The following is a 20,143-nucleotide window of genomic DNA, read 5'->3' as shown; positions in this document are numbered from 1 at the left end:
GTCTAGGGTGGGAACTTATGATCGGCGTCATCACCGCCCTGCCCGTGGAGTCGGTCGCCCTCCTGCACGTGCTGGGAGAGGTGCGGAAGGTCCGGGCGCCTGCCGGTGACCCCAACCAGTACGTGCGGGCCGAGCTGCCGTGCGGCCCTGTGGTGACCACCGTGCTGACCACCACGGGCAACAGCGCGGCCGCCCACGCGTGCGCGCATCTGGTGCGCAGCTTCCCCGGGATCGAGACCGTGATCATGTGCGGGATCGCGCTGGGCGTGCCCAGGCCCGGCGACCCCGAGCGGGACGTCCGGCTCGGTGACGTCGTGGTGGGCAGCGCCGGCGTGGTCCATTACAGCCATGTCAGGGTGACCGACGAGGGCGTCAGGACCAGAGGCGCGACACTGGTGGCGGCGCCCCGGCTGCTGCGCGGGGTGAACGAGCTGCGCGCGGCGTCGTTGCGCGGCCAGCACCCTTGGCGCGAGCGGGCCAGCACGCCGCCCTCGCCGCTGTACGCGCGTCCGCCGTCGGAGCGCGACTGGCAGGTCTTCCACGGCAGGATCGGCAGCGGCGACGAGCTGCTGCGCAGCGCGCGGCGCAGGGACGAGCTCGCACGGCGGGAGGATCTGCTGGCCATCGAGATGGAGGCGGCGGGCGTGGCCGTCGGCGCGGCGCTCGACGGCCGCGAGTGCCTGGCGGTGCGGGGCGTCAGCGACTATGGCGACGCCGCCAAGTCCGACCTGTGGCACCCGGCCGCGTCGCTGGCGGCCGCCGCGTACGTACGGGCTCTGCTGGACGTGCTGCCCCCTTCCTCCGCGCCTGAGAGCACGCAGCACCGCCCGCTTTCGCTCCTGGACCTCGTGACGGCGATGGAACGGGTCTCGTCGTTGCAGACCCCGCAGGACCGCGACGAGGTCCTGCGGCTGCTCGGCCCGCCCGTGGAGGGGTTGGTGAAGCGTGACACGCGGACGCGCCACGCCCTGCTGAGCCTGGCGAGCGTCTGCGGCACCTATCCCACGGGGCTGGCCGACCTGCTGGAGGTTCTGGAGCGACTGGAGGGCCCGGACTCCTCCCCCTTACGCGCTCTGGCGGAGGCGATCGAGCACTACCGCCCCTGACCGTCGTAGTCGAACTCGCCGTCGAGTGCGCCGGCGACGAAGGCGTCCCATTCGGCGTGGGTGAAGACCAGGATCGCGCTGTCCTTGTCGCCGCCGTTGCGCATAAGGATATTTTCCCCAACGAAGGCGATTTCCACCGGATCCTCAATCGTCTGCCCGGCTTCGCTCCTCATCCATACAACAGACGAAAGGTCGAAATCTGCCGCTTTCGGCTTGCTTGGCAACATAGTCGCATCTTATGACAAAGATCCTGATTTATATGGAAATGCCATGCCGTCAACCGGCACACTTTCTCTCTGTAGAGTAGCCGAGTAATCACGTTCCGGAGTTACGGAGGGAGCAACATGCACGACGCACCCGCATGGCGCAAGAGCAGCTACAGCACCGAACAGGAGTTCGGCACCTGTGTCGAGGTGGCGGAGCTCGGCGACCGGATGGGGGTCCGCGACTCCAAGAACCCCGGCGGCCCGCACCTCAGCTTCTCCCGTGAAGCCTGGGCCGCCTTCGTGGGCTCGATCGGCTCACGCCCCGTCTGAGCGGAGGGGGCGCTGTGGCGGCGCCCCGTCCTTTACCGGCTCGAACTGCCCCCGTCTGATCCCCTCGATGAAGGCCCGCCACGAGCCTAACGACACCAGAAGATAGGGGCCGGGATCCTTGCTGTCCCTGATCGCGCAGCCGTTGCCGAGATGGGCCACGCTCACGCACCCACCGCCTGTCCCATCGCTCCACGTGCTTTTACGCCAGGGGAACTCAGCACTCTCACTCACGTCGCAATACTCCCGGGTTCTTTGTGGAACCTGTTGGCAACGGGACCACGCTGTCCGCTTTTGGCTCTTACAGCGCCCGCTACACGGAGATTGGGTAGATATCGCAGTTTGCCCGCTTTCCTTGGCCACGAGACTTGATCGCGGGATGGTCTTCGCCCAGCACCCGCCGGTAGCCGGCCAGCGTCTCCGACAGCAGCGTGGCCGCCTCCGCCTCCCTGCCGACCGCCTGCAGGTCCATGCTGAGATTGAACGCGCAGGCCAGCGCGGTCGGATGGTCGGCGCCCTGTCCCTCACGCAGTTGTTCGAGGGTGCGCCGGTCCAGCTCCAGCGCCTGCTCGTGCTCGCCCAGCTCGTACAGGTCGCTGGCGTAGTTGATCGCGCAGATGAGCGTGCGGGGATGCTCGGCCCCCAGCAGCCTGGTGAGGTCCTCCAGGGCCTGGCGATCCAGATCCCTCGCCTCCTCCACCCGGCCCATCAGCCGCAGCGCGACCGCGACGTTGACCGCCGCGGTGGGCGAGTTGGCGTGGTCGGGCCCGAAGATCTCCTCGTAGAGCTGCTTGGCCCGCAGGCCGAGCTCGACCGACTGCGTCAGGTCGCCGATGTGGCGCAGGTTGATCGCGTGGTTGAGGGTGATGGCCACCGTGGTCTGGGCCTTCTCGCCGTAGCGGGCCCTGAACAGCGACATCGCCTCCTCCGAGAGCTTGAGCGCCTCGTCCTGCCTGCCCGCCTTGCGGCTCATCACCGACAGCAGCCCGATGGCGTCCATGGTGCCGGGGTGGGAGTTCTGGAAGCGGCGGCGCATCTCGTTGGTGTGGATCTCCTGGAGATTGCGCGCCTCCAGGTAGTGGCCGCACTCCATGATGTCGACCGTCATGGCGACGCGCGAGCTGATGGTGCTGAGGTTGTCGGGCCCGAGCACCTCCTGCTTCCTGCGGTAGGTGTCCTCGTCCAGCTCCCTGGCCCTGACGGGGTCGCCGGTCAGCCGGTAGTCGATGGCCAGCAGGTGGGCCTGTTCGAGGGTGAGCGGGTCGTCGGGGCCGAAGCGGCGGCGAAGGGTCTCGTACGCCTGGCGGTCGATCTCCAGCGCCTCGTCGAAGCGGCCCAGGTAGCGCAGGTCCGCGCCCAGGTAGCCCTGCGCCTCCAGCGTGCGCTCATGGTCGGGGCCGAGCCTGTCGCGCAGCGCGTCACGCGCGTGCAGGTGGTGGCGGTAGGCCGCCTGGAAGTCGGCGAACAGGCGCAGCGCGCGCCCCAGACGCAGCTCGGCGGCGAGCGTGGCGTCGTGCTCGGGCCCCAGGTTCTCGCTCCAGGTGTCGACGGCGCGTTGCGCCATCGAGATGAAGCCGTTGTGGTCGCCCCACAGATAGAGGAAGTCGATGAGGTTGAGGAAGAGCTCCCTGGCCCACGGGTCGGTGCACTCCTCCAGCTTGGAGGCGAAGACGTGCGGGAAGAGCGCGTGGTACTCCGGCCAGCGCGCCCGGTTGCCCGGCGCCTTGGGGTCGGCGTTGGCCAGCATCAGATGGCCGCAGTGGCGGAACAGCATCCGGTCGTCGTCCGACAGCTGGCTGGTCACCACGCGCTGCACGAGCCGGTGCAGCGAGATGGTGTTGTCGCGGTAGTTCAGCTTGGCGAGTGCGTACTGGTTGATCGCACGGGTGGTACGGCTGAGCGCGATCGGGTCGCGCAGCGCCTGCAGCAGCTCGGGCGGCCCCTCCATGTCGCGGCTGCTGGTCAGCAGCGACCTCGGGATCGGCTCGGGCGCGAGGAAGGCGCACACCTGCAGGAGCTGCAGGGCCGCGGGGTGGCTCTCCCTCAGCCGGTCGAAGGAGACGTTCCAGGCCGCCGCCACCGGCACCTCGGCGCCCTCGACCTGGAGCAGTTCGGTGCTGTGCTCGTCGAAGAGCTGGAGGTACTCCGAGGTCGGCATGCCGGTCTCCGACAGCCAGACCGCGGCCTGCTCGATCGCCAGCGGCAGGTCGCCAAGACGGCTGGAGATCTCGTCGGCGTCCTGGTCGCTCAGCTCGGGCCCGCGCAGGCGCAGCAGCTCGCGGCTCTCCTCACGGGTGAAGACGTCGACCTCGAGCGGAGCGGCGTAGGAGAACCAGTCGCGCGAACGCGAGGTCACCATGATCTTCCCCGGACCGTTGGTCGGGAAGAACTTCCTGATCTCGTCCACGTTCTCGGCGTTGTCGAAGACCAGCAGCCAGTCGGCGTAGGGGCGGCCCAGCCGCAGGGCCTCCTTCACCGCGGGAACGGCCACGTTCGGCTCGGTGACGTTCAGGTCGAGGTGGACGGCCAGGTCCACGAAGGCCTGCCGCACCATGGTCAGCCGTTCGGAGGGTATCCACCAGATGAGGTCGTACTTGTCCTGATGGCGATAGCAGTACTCAATGGCGATCTGCGACTTGCCCACGCCGCCCAGACCGTGCAGCGCCTCGGGAAGCACCGCCGTGGTCCCCGCCGACAACCGCTCGTGCAGCAGCGCCAGCATCTCCTCGCGGCCGGTGAAGCTCACGTTCTTCTGCGGGACGTTCCACACCGGCGTCGGCTCGTGGGACTCACGCTTGGCTGCCAGCGGTACGGCGCTCATGTTGATGGTTACTCCAAACGGGTCAGGCGGCGATGGATCTTTTACGACATGCGGGTAGACGGTGTCCTCAGGGCGAGGAAGATCACGGCTGGAGGCGTGCCCCGCCAGCGCCGGCTCACTCGTGCCTTCATGGCCACGAAAGGCATCCCTGATCCGCCGCGCGGGCACGGTGTAGCGCCCTGCCATCGCCTCCAGGGCCGACACGGTGGGCTCGACGAGTGGTGACAGCTCGCGCGGCAGGTCGGGCACGGACGCGCTGCCCGGCGAGACGATCACGTCGCGCAGACCGCGTAACTCGTCGACCTCCTGGCCCAGGTGGTCGACGACCGCTACCAGCACCTCGGCCGTCTCCGAACGCCTGCCGGCCTGCAGCAGCTCCGCCCGCACCCCCGGCACGAAGTCGTACGGCACGCTGAGCGGCGTCTCCCCTGAGTCCGCCCGCCGGATCAGATCGCTGCCCAGGACCTCGGCCAGGTGCGCGTCGCTGGCGTGGGGCACCAGCTTGCGCTGCACCAGCCGCATCACCGACATGGTCAGCGGCGCGGCGGCCAGGTGCACCGCCAGCTCGAAGGCGACAGGCGAGACGCCCATGCGGAACCGCCAGACCCGCTCCTCGGCCGAGGCGTCCTCCTCCGGCTCCCGCGACTCGTGGTCGGTCTCGGCCGAGGAGCAGGCCAGGACCCCGCAGGACCAGCGGGCGCGGCTGCCCATGACGAACTCGGCCCAGCCCTTCACCTGACCGGCCGCCGTCCCGATGACCGGAACCGGCACCGTTCCCGGCGGCACGGCCGAGCCGTACTCGACGGCGGCGGCAGCGGGCTTGGTGTTGCGCAGCTCGGCCCGCTCCGGCGCGATGCCCGTGCGACGCCACAGCCGCGCGGGCAGCAGATGAACCACGACCACCGCGTTGTTCTCGCCCCAGCGGGCCAGCATCCTGTGGGCGGCCCCGGTGTGCCAGGCGTCGCCGATGCCGTCGGTGAGGACGACGATGAGCCTGCGCCCGGTACGGCCCGGCAGCGCCAGCGCCGAGGCGGGGGTCGCGGGAGCATCGGCTCGCCCTGTGCGCAGCCTCAGCTCCGACTCCCGTTCCACGTCGGCGTCGAGGAGATGCGTCCGGATCATGCGAAAGGCCGCGACGTCGGTGAAGGCCGCCGCGAACCCGTTGGCGGCGGCCCTGTGCAGAATCGCGAAGCGGCCGTCGTCGATCACCACGTCGAGTTCGAGCAGGCGCTCCCTCGCGGGCGCGAACACCGGCAGCCAGAGGTCGTCGCCCGCCGCCTGTTCGGCCGTGGCCTCCTCGTCGACCTCGGCCGCGCCGTGCGGTGACTCGACCAGCCGCCGGAAGGCGCGCATCGCCTGACTGACCGCGCGACGTCGCCTGGGTTCGGAGACGGTGAGGTCGGCCCGCTCGCCGACCACCTCCTGGACCGCCGGCTCCAGCGTCACCGCGAACGGCATACCGGAGCCCGTGGCGTCGCCCCCGTTCACGTCGGTGTCGGCGCCCTGCGCCGGCGGCGCCTGGTCGGCGGGCGGCGCCTCGGCGGGTCCTGGCGGGTCCCGCCTGGCCCGGCTGGGGGCTGACGGCAGCTCACCCGTCCGGCCCGCGGCGGCATGGGCGGCGAGCCAGAGAAGGTCGGCGGCCTCCTGCCAGTGCGGCGCGCCCTCGCGGCCGAGTGGCGATTGACCTGCCGACCTGCTCACCCCACGCCTGCCTCGTCGAGCCGTCGTAGCACCACGTCGAGCACCTGTTTGTAGAACTGCTCGCTCCAGCCGTCCTGGCCGGTGATGACCAGGTGCAGCGCGTTGAGGAGCTGGTCGGCGGCCACGGAGTTGCGCGTGCGGTAGTCGAGGAACTCCTGGATGATCCGGTCCTTGTACGGCTCGGCGGCCTGGCCGAAGTGCGCCACGACCAGCTCGGCCAGCCGTTCGGCGCTGGGCTCCGGCATCTCGAGCCTGATGCACCTGCGCAGGAAGGCGGGAGGGAACTCGCGCTCTCCGTTGCTGGTGATGACGATGAAGGGGAAGGCCCTGCAGGTCACGGTGCCCTCGCTGATCGCGGCGGTCCGGCCAGCGTCGGCGGTGTGGACGACCTCGGGCTGCCCCGAGCGGGCGCGGAACAGCTCCCTGATCTGGAAGCCGCCCTCCTCCACGACGTCGAGCAGGTCGTTGGCGAGGTCGGCGTCGCCCTTGTCGAACTCGTCGATCAACAGCACCCGCGGCAGCTCGTAGGGCAGCAGCGCCGTTCCCAGCGGCCCGAGCTGAACGTACTTGCCGATGCTCGGCTCGCTGCCGGCCACCCGCGCGTCCTGGACCCGGGCGACCGCGTCGTAGTCGTACAGTCCGGAGCGCAGGGTGCTGCGGCTGTTGACGGGCCAGCGCAGGACGGGGCCGAGGTGCAGCTCACGGCTCACCTGGTAGGCCAGGGTGGACTTGCCCACACCGGGCGGCCCTGTGACCAGCAGCGGACGGCGCAGGCAGAGCGCGGCGTTGACCGCGATGACCTCCTGCGGGTCGGGCCTGCGCACGGGAAGCGTGTCGACCCTGCCGAGCCTGCGGTCGAGCTCCTCGAGATCTTCCGCCGGAGGGTCGATCACCTGGCCGCCGGTGAAGGTACGCCAGGGGGGTGGCGCCGGCAGGGCGTGCCGCAGGGAGATGTCCTGTAGCGGCCGTCCCGTGCCTCGGTAGAGGAGCCACCCCTGGGGGATGGCTGCGAACTCACCGTCCCCATGTGGTGTTTCCACGCTCATCTGTGGATGTTTCCTCACTCGGATACACGGTGCGGCGCATGAAATTGGGCTCTTGGCCTGTCGGGGTCGTCCCAAAGGAGGGCGACGCTCTCACAAGCCGCTGAACTGCGCAATTGAAGGATGCTCTCCGGGAGTTTCTTGAGTTTGACCGGTTGGACGACGTCGTGGACAATCTCCCGAAATTCGACATTCGATGCTACATCGCGACACCAGAGGACAATCGGCAGTCCGGCGTCGATAGCGGCCTCCAGTTGGGCACGCCCCAGCGGATGGTCGGGCGGCGCCGAAAGCACGCAGGCCACCAGGTGACAACCCCGTATCAGGTCGTCGTGCACGGCGCCGAGTTCGGCCTCCTCCAGCGGGATCACGTGGGTGCCGCCCTCGCCCCGCATGAACCTGTCCCACCTGTCGCGCCAGAGCCGGTGGCGGTGGCGCGGGCGCAGGCGCGCGTCGCTGCGCAGCACCACCTCGTAGTCCTGGCCGAGCGCGCGCGGCGGCAGGTTCTGGCTGATCTGACGGGGCCAGCGCTCCACGGCCAGATTGACCAGATCGGGCGCGAGCATGAACTCCAGCAGCAAGGGGCCGCCGGACGTCCACTCCTCCTCCGCCTTCAGGACCAGCTCCACCACGTAGTCCCCGAGCCGGGCGGAGGGCAGCTCGACGTCCTCGCCGCGCACGGGGCTCCAGCGCGACTGGTCGGCCTGTGTCCAGTGCGTGACGCGATGCGGGTCGGTGCCGTCGTCGGGCACGGGTGACCTGTCGATCTCGACGATGAGGCAGACCGGCAGGTCGGTACGGGTCTGGAAGGGCGGCGGCTGGCGCAGCAGGAGTTCCAGTTCGGTCGCGGCCACGTCGTCGAGCTCCCGCAGCAGGTCCCGCTGACGGTAGAGCCATCTGCCCAGCTCGTCCTTCAGCTCGGGGTCGTTCGCCGGTTCCTGGTGGACCAGCCGTCCCCGCAGCAGCGCCACGAAGCGCAGGTGCGGCGCCAGCCAGCCGGGCCTGCCGTTGACGTCGAGCAGGAACTCGAACATCTCCCACGCGCTGGTCAGCCCCACCGGGCAGACGGCCCCCTTGCCCTCGGTGACCACCTGGTAGAGGGCGCGCAGGTCGCCGGCCTCGCAGCGCCTGAGCAACTCCTCGATCCGCCGCTCGTCCTCCGGCTCGAGGAGGCTGTCGGCCAGTCCTGCGAGTCTCCTGATCTGCTCCACCTGCGGGAGCCCCGCGGCGAAGAACTCGACCGCCCGCACCAGGGCGCCGCGCGCCTGCTCGCTCGCCAGGCAGTGCAGGGCGATGTTGAGGAAATGCACCTTCCGCTTGGCGGAGTAGGGGACGTCGAGCCCGGCCGAGCCCATCTCGGCGACTACCGCGTCGACCAGATCGGCGGGTTCCAGCTGAGGTATCGAGGCAAGCACTTTGGCGACCGCCATGTGATCGCCGAGATTCGCCACGCTTCTCCCCTGCTGCGCACCTTCACCGATTAAATTGCCGTGATTCTACTAAATCGCACAAGCATTTCCACTAGTGGTCAAGACAATCCCCGCCAACGGCCGCCTGAGCGGCGCAGCAGGCCGGTGACCAGCATCCTTCAAACTGGGACAACTCACCCATAACCAACAGCCTGGGTCAGGGCCGCCCCATCCGGCTCTGGTCTGGTCGCATTACCTGTCGTATTTTTACGGCAAGAGAAGCCATCCAGGGAGTACGTCTATGGACAGCGCGGACGGCCGGGTCCTTCTCATCATTGTGATCGCGATGGTCCTCTTCGTCGTCGGACGCCGATTTCAGCGAGCGCTCGACACCTGGCGAGGATGGGGAAAGGCGGTCAAGGACGCCGCGGCCGCGGCGGGAAGGGTGCCGGACGCCAAATCGGCGGCTTGGGCGGCGCTCTGGAGCATGGTCCTGGTCGGCGGGGTGACAGTCGTCCTGATCGCCCTGGCGGTGAACGGGATCAGGGCGTAGGACGCTTCACGCCTCCTGCCACGCGCGGAAGAGCTTGATGCTCTCGGCGAGCTGCGAGTGCAGAGGGGACGGCAACGCGTCCGGAGAGAACCAGCCCAGCTCGTCGAACTTGTGCGGTTCGCCGATGGCGGCCTCGGCGGGGTCGACCCTGACCGCGAAGATCACCGCGACCCAGTGAGAGGCGGGTTCCTCCCTCAGGACGTTGCGCACGCCGATGGTCTCGATCTCCAGCGGACGGGTCACGTACTCCTCGGCCACCTCCCTGGCGACGGCCGCCTCGAACGACTCCCCGTACTCCAGGGCTCCCGCACCGCAGTCCCAGGTGCCGGGCTCGTCCCGCGCGCCGGCGCCGCGTCGGGCCAGGAGCACCCGGCCACGACCGTCGTGGCAGAGGAAGACGCAGGAGACGCTGGGCGTCCTGCGCACCTGGTCGGCGCCGGGCCGCTGGTCGCTCATGGGGGGATCCTTCCGCTTCTCAAGAGGTGGCGCCGCGGCTCGGGCAGCTCCGCCGAGCCCGCGCCGTCACCTGCCGGTCACTGCTCCGCGCGGATACCCGGCCAGGGCGTCCTTGTCCCTCAACGCCTGGAGCTCGCCGCGCGACAGGGCCGTGGTGAACAGGCCGGGCTCGGTGCCCGCCTCGGTCAGCCTCCTGCCGTCCGGGTGCCAGGCTCCGCTGCCGCCGCAGGAGCGCCACCCCGGCCCCGTGCCCGCGTGATTGGCTACGACGGAGAACATGCGGTGGTCCATGGCCCTGGCCGCGAAGTGGATGTCCATGCGCCGCGCCTCCTCCTGGGTGTAGAGGGCGGACGCGGCGTACACCTCGGCGCCGTCGCGGGCCGCGTCCTCGGCGTGCGTGGGAATGCCGGCGTCGAGGCAGAGAGCCAGGGCGACGCGCCAGCCGTCGACGTCGAGAAGCTCTCCCTTGCCCGCGGGCCGGAACAGGTCTCGCTCCTGGCCGTGCAGGTTCCGCTTGCCGTGGACGAGCATCTCCGCGTCGGGGCGCAGCACCAGGGAGGCGATCCAGGGCGTGCCGTCCGGCCAGCGGTAGGCCGCGCCCACCACCGCGGTCACCCCGGCTTCCTGGACGGCCTTGCGGACGACGTCGAGCCGCGGATCGTTCTCCGTCACCCAGCAGGACGGGTCGGCGAAGAGGGCGAGGTCGTAGCCCACCAGCGAGAGCTGGGGGAACATCAGCAGCTTCGCCCCCGCATCGGCGGCGCCGCGTACCACCGCGGCCGCCGACAGGGCGTTCGTCTCCACATCCCCCGGCGTCGCGGAAAGCTGGGCGACCGAGACGACCAACGACTCTGAGGGCATGCTCGGCATCGTATCGACCGTGATCTCGTCACCGTCCTCCGGCTCCCCCTGCGCCTCACGGGCCGCGCCAGGGCACCTGGCGAAGCCGAGCGGGCCCTTGCGAGGGCAGGGCGTCGGCCTACTCGTGCCGATGGACCGTGACGGCCTGCACGGCAGACAGGGCGACCGTGTGCACGGGGGATTCGTGGGCCGACACCGTGGAACCGTGCGCGTATTCGTCGAGTACGACGACCTCGTTCACGTCGTCGACCTCGACGACCACGCCCTTGAGGGACTGGCCGCCGTACAGGTGCACGGTCACCCGCTGGCGGGTGCCTTTGACCTCGGACAGCAGGTCACGCCACACCGTCGGAGCGCTCATTACTCCTCCTCGCCCAGCCTCAGCCGTTCGGCCACGGTCATCTCGTACGCCTCTTCGGGGACGTGGATCGGCGGAGTGCGCCGCGCCACGTCGGCGCCTCCCTCACGGGAGGCGATCACCCGGGTAGGTGGATGGGAGGATGACGTCCCCTCCAGTCTCCCATGGCAGGCGTGTCAGGACATGGGATCGTCGAGCGCGGACGGATGGCCTCTCCCTGCGCCGTTCGTGGGGTCGAGGCGGCTCGTGCCGGGCGAGGGCTCTCCTGCGCCTATTCGGTCAGACTGTCGAGCAGCCTCGCCCAGAACGCCGCCAGCTCGTCGCCCGTGTACCGGCGGTAGTGGATGCGGTCGACGCCTCGGTAGACGGTGACTTCCATGTACGGCTCGGCGGCGTCGTCGAACGAGGTGTAGAAGCTCGGCCAGTCGTCGGGGCCGGACGTCCAGTCGGGGAAGGCCAGACGTGCGGCGTGTTCCCGCAGCACGCTCAGCCAGCGCTCCTCCCCCGAGGCGTCCATACTCCACGATGGCAGGGTGGGCGTCATGAGCGGGCAAAACGCCTGTCGATCTAATCGAGGGGCCGGGCTCGCTGCCACGGACCACCCCAGCCGAATCGACGCGTCAGGTGGTGGGGCTGGGCCGGGAGGTAGGACCTCGCCACGAGAAGTGGACGTTCTTCTCGTAGCTCCGCGGCGTGCTGGTCGTTGGTCAGGACGTAGGCGAGCCTGATCAGGCTGTCCGATCGGCTGGCCACGAATGCGGCGAACTCGTGTTGCTGGCTGGGTTGCAAGGCTCTCCTCGGGTCTCATCCCCGTAGACGCGGCCGAGACCGTGCATCTATGGCGTGAGCCTCTCGAAGGGAGCCGCCGGCGTACCGGAGGAGATCACGCCGTGGGGGGTTCACCGTCGAAGCCGTTGGCCCAGTACCTTCCGCGCAGCGACAGCTCCAGCAGCATGTGGGTCACCGCTTCGGCCGACAGCGGCTGAGGCTCGGCCTCCAGCCACCAGCGCAGCACGGCGACCTGCTCGCCGACCCATGCTCTGGCCAGCACGTCGATGTCGATGCGGGGAGTCACCTCCATGGCGCGGGCCCGATGCCCGAACACCATCGCGGCGGCGGCGCTGCGCGCTTCCATGAACTCCCGCAGGGCGCGGCCGTCGCCCTCACCTCGCAGGATGACGCGGTAGGCGTCGCGTTCCTCCGCTGCGTGGCGGAACATCTCCAGGATCGGCTTGCCGCTGAAACCGACCGAAGGCGCTCGCAGCAGCGGCTCCAGACGGCTGTCCAGCTCGGCCTGCAGATCGGCGACGATCTGGCTGAGCAGCGCGTCCTTGTCCGTGTAGTGGCTGTAGAACGTCGCCCGCCCCAGATCGGCGCGCTCGGTGATGTCCTCCACCGTGATACCGGCATACCCGCGTTCGAGCACCAGCGCCACCAGCGCGTCACGCAGTAGGCGGCGGGTGCGCCGCGTGCGGCGATCTTCCTGCGGCATCTGGCCCCTCCCCATGGTCAACCAGGTCGCAGTCTATCCACCCATTGACGTGGTGCATGTTTTTAAACATGCTGTCCACTATTAAGCACAGCGACCAGGATTGGGGATCGCCACGTGAATCTGGGCAGCTATCTCAGCCGGAGCAGCATGTTCTGGCCCGAGCGTGAGGCGCTGGTCTGCGGGGAGCGCCGATGGACCTACCGGCAACTGGAGGCGGTCACGAACCGGCTGGCCTCCGCCCTGCTGGCTCGCGGGGTCGCTCCCGGGCAGGCCGTGGCGACGTTCGCAGGCAACAGCGATCAGGTGGTCGTCACGGAGATGGCCCTGTACAAGGGCGCGTTCCTCAGGGTGCCCGTCAACGCCAGGCTCGCCACAGAGGAGATCGAGCACATCCTGACCGACGCGGCCGTCCGCGTGTTGTTCACCGACGCGCCCCGCGCCGAGTCGGCCAGAGCGGCGGCCGGGCGCAGCGCCCCGGACTGTTTGGTGATCGACTGCGACCGCGACCTCGCGGACCTGCTGGCCGAGGGTTCGGACGAGCCGGTGGCCATCGACGTGGACGAGCACGACCCGGCCGTGCTCAACTTCACCTCCGGCTCCACCGGCAAGCTCAAGGCCGCCGTCCAGACCCAGGGCAATCGGCTGGCCAACATGCGCAAGCTCCTGATGAACCCGGACGGCGCTCCCTCGACCGAGGAGCGCTACCTCGCGGCCGGCCCCATCACCCACGCCACCGGCATGGGCATTCTCGCCGCCCTGTCACGCGGTGCGACCGTCGTGGTCCTGCCGCAATGGGACGCGGGGGAGTTCCTGCGCACCATCGAAGCCGAGCGCATCACCTCGACGTTCCTCGTGCCGATCATGCTGAACATGGTCCTGGCGGACGCGGCGATCACCGCGACCGACCTGTCCAGTCTGGAGAGGCTGGCCGTCGGCGGCGCGCCGGTGTCGCCGCAGCGGCTGCGCCAAGCGGTGGAGGCGTTCGGGCCGGTCATCATGCAGGGCTACGGGCTGGGCGAGACGACCAGCGGCGTCACGGTCCTCACCAGGCAGGACGTCCTGACGGGCACCACCACCGACCCCGAGTTGCTGCTGTCGTGCGGCAGGGCGATGTTCGACACGGAGGTCCGCGTCGTCGACGGCGAAGGCCGGCCGGTCCCCGCTGGCGTGCACGGCGAGGTGGTGGTCCGCGGTCCCGACTGCGTCCGGGAGTACTGGAACGAGCCCGAACTGTCCGCCGAGACCTTCCGCGACGGCTGGGTGCACACCGGCGACGTCGGCTACCTGCGCGAGGACGGCTACCTGTTCATCGTCGACCGCAAGAAAGACATGATCATTTCAGGCGGCTTCAACATCTACAGCAGCGAGGTCGAAGCCGTTCTATACGAGCACCCCGACGTGGCCGAGGCCTGCGTCGTGGGCGTCCCGGACGAGAAGTGGGGCGAGGCCGTCAAGGCCGTGGTGATCCCACGTCCCGGCGCCGAGGTGAGCGCTGAGGCGCTCATCGACTTCTGCGGCGAGCGCCTGTCACGCGTCAAGAAGCCCAAGTCAGTCGAGTTCGTCGCGGGCCTGCCGATCAACCGCAACGGCAAGATCGACCGCCGCGCCGTAAGAGAGCCCTACTGGAGCGACACCGCTCGGAACGTGCACTGAGGAGCAACCGATGCCTTTCACCCTGACCCCCACCTACGACGAGAACCCGCGCCTGCGGGAGCTCGTCACCAGGCTTCGCGACTACCTCGACGGAGAGCTCGCCGACTACGAGGCCAAGCTCGGCCTCACCCACGAGTCCCGCTACACCAGAGACGTGCTCGAGCCTGTCTGGCGACGTAGCCGCGAGCTCGGTTTCTACGGCATCCACCTGCCGCCGGAGCACGGCGGACAGGGGCTCAGCTTCACCGAGCTGGGCGCGCTGAAGGAGGAGGTCGGCGCTTCGGGACGGGTCCTCCAGCTCAGCGTGCTCGGCGACATGGGCGGGCCGCTGCGCGCGGGCTCCATCCTCCGGTACGCCACCAGGGAGCAGCTCGACAGGTACCTGCTCCCGGTCATCCGAGCCGAGCGGGCGTGCTGCTTCTCGCTCACCGAGACCGGCGCGGGCTCCGACGTACGGGCCATGACCACGACGGCGACGCCGGACGGAGAGGGGTGGCGCATCACGGGCCACAAGGTGTTCTCCTCGGCGGGACCGTTCGCGGACTTCTCCGTGCTGATCGCCAGAGTGGCCGGCTCCGACGCCTACGCCGCGTTCCTTGTCGACCTCGACTCGCCTGGCTGCACCGTCCGCGACGCGGAGACTCCCATGTCAGGCCAGCACATCGAGAGCGACATCATCCTCGACGACTGCTACGTCGGCCCCGGCCAGCTCCTCGGTGAGGTCGGCGACGGGCTGCGCATCGGACTGGGACGCGTCACGGCCAACCGGCTCCTGCACTGCCCCACCGTCCTCGGCCTGACCCGCCGCGCGCTCGCCCTCACCCTGGACTTCGCCAGGACGAGGGAGGTCTTCGGCGGTCCTCTCGCCGCGCTGCAGTCCATCCAGCACAAGGTCGCGGACATGGCCACCGGCTACTACGCGGCGCGGAGCATGACCTATGACGGGCTGGCCGCGCTCGACGCGGGAGGCAGGCCGCGCGCCGAGGCCTTCATGAGCAAGCTCTTCGTCGCCGAGACGGCCTTCCGCATCGCCGACGAGGCGGTCCAGATCCACGGCAAGGCCGGTCTGGTCCGCGGGTCGGAGGTGGAGTGGCTGTTCCGGAGCCTGCGCATGTTCCGCGTCCTCACCGGCTCCTCCGAGATCCAGAAGAACGCCATCGCCCACCAGCTGTTCCTCGGCGACCGGAACTGAGCGCGCGTGGACACCGTCACCGCCAGAACGCTGGGAGATCGCCTCGACCGGCTCCCGCTCACGTCCTTCCATCGCAAGCTGGTCCTGGCCCTCGCCGGCATGATCCTCTTCGAATGGGTGGAGACCCATTCGTTCGCCTACGTCCTTCCCGTGCTGCGGACCCAGTGGCAGGCCCCCATCTCCGCCTTCGCCGCCGTGGCGGCCGTGAGCTCGCTGGGCGCCTTCAGCGGAGGTGTCCTCGGCGGCTACCTGGCCGACAGGCTGGGTCGCCGGCGCAGCATGCTGATCTTCAGCACGGTCTACTGCGTGGCGGCGGTGCTGTGCACGCTGGTGCAGTCGCCCGGCCAGCTCATGGCCGCTCGCACGCTCACCTTCTTCGGCGCGCAGGGCACCGCGGTCGTCGCCATCGTGACCCTGTCGGAGTTCGTGCCTGCCGCGATGCGCGGGCGCCTGCAGACCTACAAGGTCGTCGTGGGGTCGCTCGGCATCCCGCTCGCCGCCTGGCTGGGCTACTTCCTGATCCCGGCGTGGCCCGCGGGCTGGCGCCTGCTGTTCGGCATCGGGATCCTCGGCGCCGTCTTCACCGTGCTGGTGTGGCGGTGGGTACCGGAGAGCCCGCGCTGGCTGCTGGCGCAGGGGCAGGCGGCCCGTGCTCACGAGGTGGTCTGCGAGATCGAGCGCCAGTGCGGCGTGAACCCGGCCGAGGCCCGCACGGACTCGGACGCCCAGCCCGCGGCGCCGCCCGCCCGCGTCGTCGAGCTGCTGAGCGGCTCCAACAGGGGCCGGTTCCTCCTGGCCTCGCTCATGTGGGTCACCGGACTGCTCGCCTACTCCGCCTTCACCACCTGGACGCCCACCCTGCTGGCGGAGAACGGCCTCCAGCTCGACGACACCCTCCTGCTCTCTGCGACGCTGGCCTCGATGGCCCCGGTGGGCGCGCTGCTGGCCATCCCCCTCATCGACCGATGGGACCGGCGCAAGACCCAGCTCGCCATCGGCACGCTGCTCGCGCTCGTGCTCCTCATGTTCAGCGTCGCCAGGGCGCCTTGGGCCATCCTCGTCTTCGGCTGCCTGGTCAGCCTGCTCTTCCAGATGGCGGTGCCGTTCCTCCAGGTCTACTCGGCGGAGATCTTCCCCACCCGCGTACGGGCGCTGGGCGCAGGCACGGCCAACGCGCTGTCACGCGTCGTCAACTTCTCAGGGCCGTTGCTGGTCACCGCCATCTACGCCGGCCTCGGCTACACCGCCGTCTTCGTCTTCCTGGCGATCCTCGGCGTCATGGGCGGCTGCCTGGCCATCCTGTTCGGGCCGCGGACGACGGGCGTGAGCCTGGAGACCGTCGGAACCGACAAGGAGGACGGCCATGCGTGACGACGGGTGGAAGCGGGTCGGCCCCGCCGAGCGCTTCGATCTCGCCGAGCTGTACGACGCCGCCGGGCTGGACGTCGTCGTCGAGTCAGGCGTGCTCCGCCGGCAGCCTCGGCGATGCGCCGGTTCCAGCCGGCTCCCGGACGGCAGCGGCGAGGACTGGGCACCTCTCGCGCTCGGTCACATCCCGCCTTCCCAGATGGACGCCGCCGTCCGCACGAGGCTAGGTTGATCATCGAATCCGAGCCCCCCGGAGGTGGATATGGCCAGGTATCACCCTGGACGTCATGAAGGGTCCATGAAGCTGGGCTTCGTGATGCTGGCCATCGGGGTGGTCGTGCTCCTGATCTGGCTCGTGGTGTCGGGGGACGCGGAGCAGCCCAGGTGCGGCGGCGAACGGATGAGCCCCGGCGAGTGGTGCTCCAGCAGGAAGTCGGGACCCTCAAGCTTCGAGGAGAAGCAGGAGAGCGCCGCGGCCGTGGCCTTCTGGTTGCTGCGGCTCGGCGCGATCCTCGCCCTAGGCGGGGTGGGGGTCCTGGTCGGCGAACGCGTGACGCGGAGACTCCGAACCGGCCTCACCCCGTGGGCCAGGGCGCGAGAGCGGCGTGCGGCCAAGGCGGCCGCCGCCGCCCGGACGCTGCCGGAGCGGGTGTCACCGAGGCAACTGGCACGGGAGGTCCGCAAGTTCGAGCTCGCGGTCGTGCCACAGCTGGGATACAGCCGGCAGGAAGTCGACGACCTCGTCAGCCGGATCGTCGCAGGCCTCGAAGGAAAGGGGCCCGCCGTGGACCGGAGGGAGATCGTCTCGTTCCTGTCCAGCCCTACTCTGAGCTCGCCCGGGTACGACTCATCGTCCGCCAGAGTCTTCCTGACGAATCTCTTCGGCTTGATGGGCAGAATCTAGGCCCAGGTGACGACGTCTCCGAACGGGCCTCGGCTCACGCACGCCTGCGCTCGATCACATGGCGGCGTCCGTCCGGGCACGCGCCGAACCCGTGTCGGAAAGCCTGACGGCTCACCGTACGAGCGCGTTGTCGGTGGTGACCCCCACGATGTCGGAATGCGTCCCGGCAACCTGGCCCATGGGCCCGTTTGTTGCGGTCGCGGTCTCCGCCGCAGCCGAACCCGGTGATCACACAGCGGTCGGCGAAGGCGCGGATCGTGAGCACTGTCTCGATCTCGTCACTCCCCAGAGGGAAGCCGCGGCCGCGGAAAGGCCCACGCCCGTCACGAATCCGTTATCTCCGTCGCCCCGTGTCCCGAGCCTGCGGGGCCGGGCAGGTGGGAGCCGCCTCCGGGCGGGGGCGCGGTCGGTCCGTCGGCGTCGGTCCTGCTCTCTTCGCTGACGTCGTCCTCCGTCGGGTCGCCGAGGTCGCCACCGTCGCACACTCCGGACGGATCGCACGTGTCGCCGTCGTTCGCGTCCAGCTCGGCCGGAGGAGGCGTCGGGGTGGGAGGGGTCGGGGCCGGCTTGGGCACCAGGTCTTCCTGCTGGCCGATACCGGCCTTGGGGGCGAAGTGTTCGATCGGCTTGCCCTCGTGTGCGGCGAGCATGAACGCCCGCCAGACGGTGGTCGGCGGGCCGGCGCCCTCCCACCCCGGCCCGAGCGGCACCTCACGAGCCGTGGTGTAGGGACGGTGATCGCCGTACTTCTTGCTCGGCCTCCCGCCAGGGGTGAGGGGACAGCTCGAGTGCCGGGGCTCCACGAGCTTGCCGCTCCTGGTCCTGCACTCCTCGCGATACATTCCCACCGCGACCGAGAGCTGCGGGGTGTAGCCGACGAACCAGGCTTCCTTGTTGTCGTTGTTGGTGCCGGTCTTCCCCGCGGACGGACGGTTGCCCAGTCCCTTGCCGCCTGCCGTACCCGACGTGAGGACCTGCCGCATCGCGCTGGTCGCATCGGCTGCGACCTCCGCCGAGATGACCTGCCTGGAGGCCCTCTGCTCCGGGAGGTAGAGCTCCTTGCCCTTGTAGACCGCCTGGACGACGTGATAGTCGGTGTGCCTGCCCTGGTTGGCGAACATGGAGTAGCCGGCCGCCTGCTCGACGGGGGTCACCGGGGCGCTGCCGATCGAGAACTGGTAGCCGTGCTCCTTGACGTCGTCTTCCATGCGGTCGCCGTCCAGGCCTGCCCGCTCGGCGATCTCGCGCACGTCCTCGATCTGGTTGGGCAGCGCGTACGCCATGGAGGCGTAGGCGGTGTTGATCGAGTGGGCCGTGGCGTAGGTGACGTCCATCGCATTCTTCGCCTGGGGATGTTCGTTCCTGATGCCCCCTGGAGCCTGGCCCGGCAGCACCCTGGGAACGGTCTGGTTGCCCGGCACGTGACTGTCGAGGCTGTAGCCGGCCTTCAGCCACGCCGCCAGCACATAGGGCTTGAAGGCGGAGGCCGCCTGCTTGGCGGAGTCGAAGGCCGTGTTCCACTGGTTCTTCTCGTAGTCGTCGCCCCCGTAGAAGGCGACGACCCGCCCGTTCCTCGGGTTCACCGCGGCCAGCCCGGCGTGGAACTGGTTCGACTGGGTCGCCATCGTTGTCTTGACGGCCTGCCTGGCCACCTCCATGAGCTTCCTGTCGAACGTCGAGATGATCCTGTAGCCGCCGCGCCTGACCTCGTCCGGCTGGATGTCCCTGGTCTTCAGCTCCTCCAGAACCTGGACGACCATGTAGCCGTTGGCCCCCTGGTAGTAGTCCTTGGTCCTGTACGGGATTCGCTTGGGCGAGGTGGGCGATGCGGCGGGCAGGTCGCCGTACTTCACCGGGTCGAGCTTGGCCATCTGGCCGGTCACATACCTGTAGCGGAACTCCGTGGCGCCCGTGTCCCCCTTGATCTCGGCCCGGTCGAAGGCGTCGGGGTTCTGGATGCGGCCGGCGAGGTAGGCCCCCTGCTCGGGGGTCAGCTGCCCGATCCTCTTGCCGAAGAAGGCCTGTGCCGCCGCGCCGATGCCGTACGCGCCGCGCCCGAAGTAGATGGTGTTGAGGTATTTCTCGAGGATCTCTTCCTTGGGGAGCGTCTTGTTCAACTTGACCGCGACGAAGATCTCCTTGATCTTCCGCTGGATCGACCGCTCGGTGCCGACGCCGTCGTAGTAGTTGCGCGCCATCTGCTGGGTGATGGTCGAGGCTCCCTGGACCTGCTGTCCGGAGACGGTGCTCCACAGCGATCGCACCATGCCGGAGAAGTCGATGCCGGCGTCCTCGCGGAAGCCGGAGTTCTCCGCGGCGATGACCGCGTCCTGGACGGCGCGCGGGATCTGGTCGTACGTCACGGGCGTGCGCTTGACGCCGAGCCTGGCCAGGACGGTCCTGCCGTCCGCGTAGTAGATGACGCTGCCCCGGTCGGCGACGCCGTCCTTCTCCCCCGTGGGGATGCTGGTGTTCGCGTAGCCGACCGCGATCATGCCGAAGAGGCCCGCCGCGACCACCACGAGACCGGCCATGACGATCTTCCAGCTCGGGATGAACCGCTTCCAGCCCGCTCGCTCGCCGGCTCCCCCCTCGCCACGCCGGATCGCGCTGCCGCTCTCGATCGTCTCCCCTGCGAGGCGTCGGCGAGCAGGACTTCCCCGACGAGAGGTCCGTTCTGGGCGCTCCTGGTC

Annotated in this window: 19 protein-coding genes; 8 read left to right on the top strand and 11 right to left on the bottom strand. The window is 69.4% G+C overall.

Annotated elements, in window-relative coordinates; translation table 11 throughout:
* The first annotated feature begins 17 nt into the window (after positions 1–17).
* Positions 18–1,106, top strand: coding sequence for a phosphorylase family protein (locus ABFX50_RS05015; protein ID WP_346143633.1), 1,089 nt, complete (start codon positions 18–20; stop codon positions 1,104–1,106).
* On the opposite strand, the gene ABFX50_RS05010 is transcribed toward ABFX50_RS05015, so the two are convergent.
* On the bottom strand, positions 1,094–1,333 hold the full coding sequence (locus ABFX50_RS05010; protein WP_246451717.1) for a DUF397 domain-containing protein: 240 nt from the start codon (positions 1,331–1,333) through the stop codon (positions 1,094–1,096). The genes ABFX50_RS05015 and ABFX50_RS05010 overlap by 13 nt on opposite strands.
* Before the next feature lie 117 nt (positions 1,334–1,450).
* Here ABFX50_RS05010 and ABFX50_RS05005 point away from each other — a divergent pair, with 117 nt between their 5' ends.
* A complete protein-coding gene (locus ABFX50_RS05005; RefSeq protein WP_346143631.1) occupies positions 1,451–1,642 on the top strand; it encodes a DUF397 domain-containing protein in 192 nt (63 codons plus the stop codon).
* Here the strand turns inward: ABFX50_RS05005 and ABFX50_RS05000 are convergent.
* The 4 genes from ABFX50_RS05000 to ABFX50_RS04985 form a co-directional block, all read right to left on the bottom strand.
* Positions 1,628–1,873: a DUF397 domain-containing protein gene (locus tag ABFX50_RS05000; RefSeq protein ID WP_183645528.1), complete on the bottom strand. Its 246-nt coding sequence runs from the start codon at positions 1,871–1,873 to the stop codon at positions 1,628–1,630. The genes ABFX50_RS05005 and ABFX50_RS05000 overlap by 15 nt on opposite strands.
* A gap of 79 nt (positions 1,874–1,952) precedes the next feature.
* Positions 1,953–6,161, bottom strand: coding sequence for an FxSxx-COOH system tetratricopeptide repeat protein (gene fxsT / locus ABFX50_RS04995; protein ID WP_346143628.1), 4,209 nt, complete (start codon positions 6,159–6,161; stop codon positions 1,953–1,955).
* Positions 6,158–7,207 (bottom strand): AAA family ATPase, encoded by a 1,050-nt coding sequence (locus tag ABFX50_RS04990; protein ID WP_346143626.1) that lies wholly within the window; start codon positions 7,205–7,207, stop codon positions 6,158–6,160. The genes fxsT and ABFX50_RS04990 overlap by 4 nt, the downstream gene beginning before the upstream one ends.
* A gap of 14 nt (positions 7,208–7,221) precedes the next feature.
* Complete coding sequence (locus ABFX50_RS04985) at positions 7,222–8,634, bottom strand: VMAP-C domain-containing protein (protein WP_346143625.1); 1,413 nt, start codon at positions 8,632–8,634, stop codon at positions 7,222–7,224.
* A 280-nt stretch (positions 8,635–8,914) separates the two neighbouring features.
* Here ABFX50_RS04985 and ABFX50_RS04980 point away from each other — a divergent pair, with 280 nt between their 5' ends.
* Positions 8,915–9,166, top strand: a complete 252-nt coding sequence (locus ABFX50_RS04980) for a hypothetical protein (RefSeq protein ID WP_183645532.1) — start codon at positions 8,915–8,917, stop codon at positions 9,164–9,166.
* A gap of 6 nt (positions 9,167–9,172) precedes the next feature.
* Here ABFX50_RS04980 and ABFX50_RS04975 read toward each other — a convergent pair whose 3' ends face one another.
* From ABFX50_RS04975 to ABFX50_RS04955, 5 genes are all read right to left on the bottom strand, one after another.
* Positions 9,173–9,622 carry an NUDIX domain-containing protein gene (locus ABFX50_RS04975; protein ID WP_346143623.1) on the bottom strand — a complete coding sequence of 150 codons (450 nt, stop codon included), beginning with the start codon at positions 9,620–9,622 and terminating at the stop codon, positions 9,173–9,175.
* Between the two features lie 66 nt (positions 9,623–9,688).
* Complete coding sequence (locus tag ABFX50_RS04970) at positions 9,689–10,483, bottom strand: carbon-nitrogen hydrolase family protein (protein ID WP_346143621.1); 795 nt, start codon at positions 10,481–10,483, stop codon at positions 9,689–9,691.
* A gap of 118 nt (positions 10,484–10,601) precedes the next feature.
* Positions 10,602–10,844, bottom strand: coding sequence for a hypothetical protein (locus ABFX50_RS04965; protein WP_346143619.1), 243 nt, complete (start codon positions 10,842–10,844; stop codon positions 10,602–10,604).
* Between the two features lie 268 nt (positions 10,845–11,112).
* A complete protein-coding gene (locus tag ABFX50_RS04960) occupies positions 11,113–11,358 on the bottom strand; it encodes a hypothetical protein (protein ID WP_346143617.1) in 246 nt (81 codons plus the stop codon).
* A 366-nt stretch (positions 11,359–11,724) separates the two neighbouring features.
* On the bottom strand, positions 11,725–12,333 hold the full coding sequence (locus ABFX50_RS04955) for a TetR/AcrR family transcriptional regulator (RefSeq protein WP_346143615.1): 609 nt from the start codon (positions 12,331–12,333) through the stop codon (positions 11,725–11,727).
* 114 nt (positions 12,334–12,447) lie between these two features.
* Between ABFX50_RS04955 and ABFX50_RS04950 the strand changes: the two genes are divergently transcribed.
* From ABFX50_RS04950 to ABFX50_RS04930, 5 genes are all read left to right on the top strand, one after another.
* Complete coding sequence (locus ABFX50_RS04950; protein WP_346143614.1) at positions 12,448–13,986, top strand: acyl-CoA synthetase; 1,539 nt, start codon at positions 12,448–12,450, stop codon at positions 13,984–13,986.
* 10 nt (positions 13,987–13,996) lie between these two features.
* The gene (locus ABFX50_RS04945) at positions 13,997–15,178 is read left to right on the top strand and encodes an acyl-CoA dehydrogenase family protein (protein ID WP_346143612.1); all 1,182 of its coding nucleotides are present in this window, start codon (positions 13,997–13,999) and stop codon (positions 15,176–15,178) included.
* Positions 15,179–15,184: 6 nt separating this feature from the next.
* Positions 15,185–16,549 carry an MFS transporter gene (locus tag ABFX50_RS04940; protein ID WP_346143611.1) on the top strand — a complete coding sequence of 455 codons (1,365 nt, stop codon included), beginning with the start codon at positions 15,185–15,187 and terminating at the stop codon, positions 16,547–16,549.
* Positions 16,542–16,778, top strand: a complete 237-nt coding sequence (locus ABFX50_RS04935) for a hypothetical protein (protein ID WP_346143609.1) — start codon at positions 16,542–16,544, stop codon at positions 16,776–16,778. The genes ABFX50_RS04940 and ABFX50_RS04935 overlap by 8 nt, the downstream gene beginning before the upstream one ends.
* A 66-nt stretch (positions 16,779–16,844) precedes the next feature.
* Positions 16,845–17,450 carry a hypothetical protein gene (locus ABFX50_RS04930; protein ID WP_346143608.1) on the top strand — a complete coding sequence of 202 codons (606 nt, stop codon included), beginning with the start codon at positions 16,845–16,847 and terminating at the stop codon, positions 17,448–17,450.
* Positions 17,451–17,773: 323 nt separating this feature from the next.
* On the opposite strand, the gene ABFX50_RS04925 is transcribed toward ABFX50_RS04930, so the two are convergent.
* Positions 17,774–19,984 (bottom strand): transglycosylase domain-containing protein, encoded by a 2,211-nt coding sequence (locus ABFX50_RS04925; RefSeq protein WP_346143606.1) that lies wholly within the window; start codon positions 19,982–19,984, stop codon positions 17,774–17,776.
* Positions 19,985–20,143: the final 159 nt, after the last annotated feature.

This window comes from Nonomuraea recticatena, assembly GCF_039533245.1.
Lineage (GTDB): Bacteria > Actinomycetota > Actinomycetes > Streptosporangiales > Streptosporangiaceae > Nonomuraea > Nonomuraea roseola.
The sequence above is the reverse complement of the archived record's forward strand: the minus strand, read 5'-3'. Positions and strand labels throughout refer to the sequence as shown.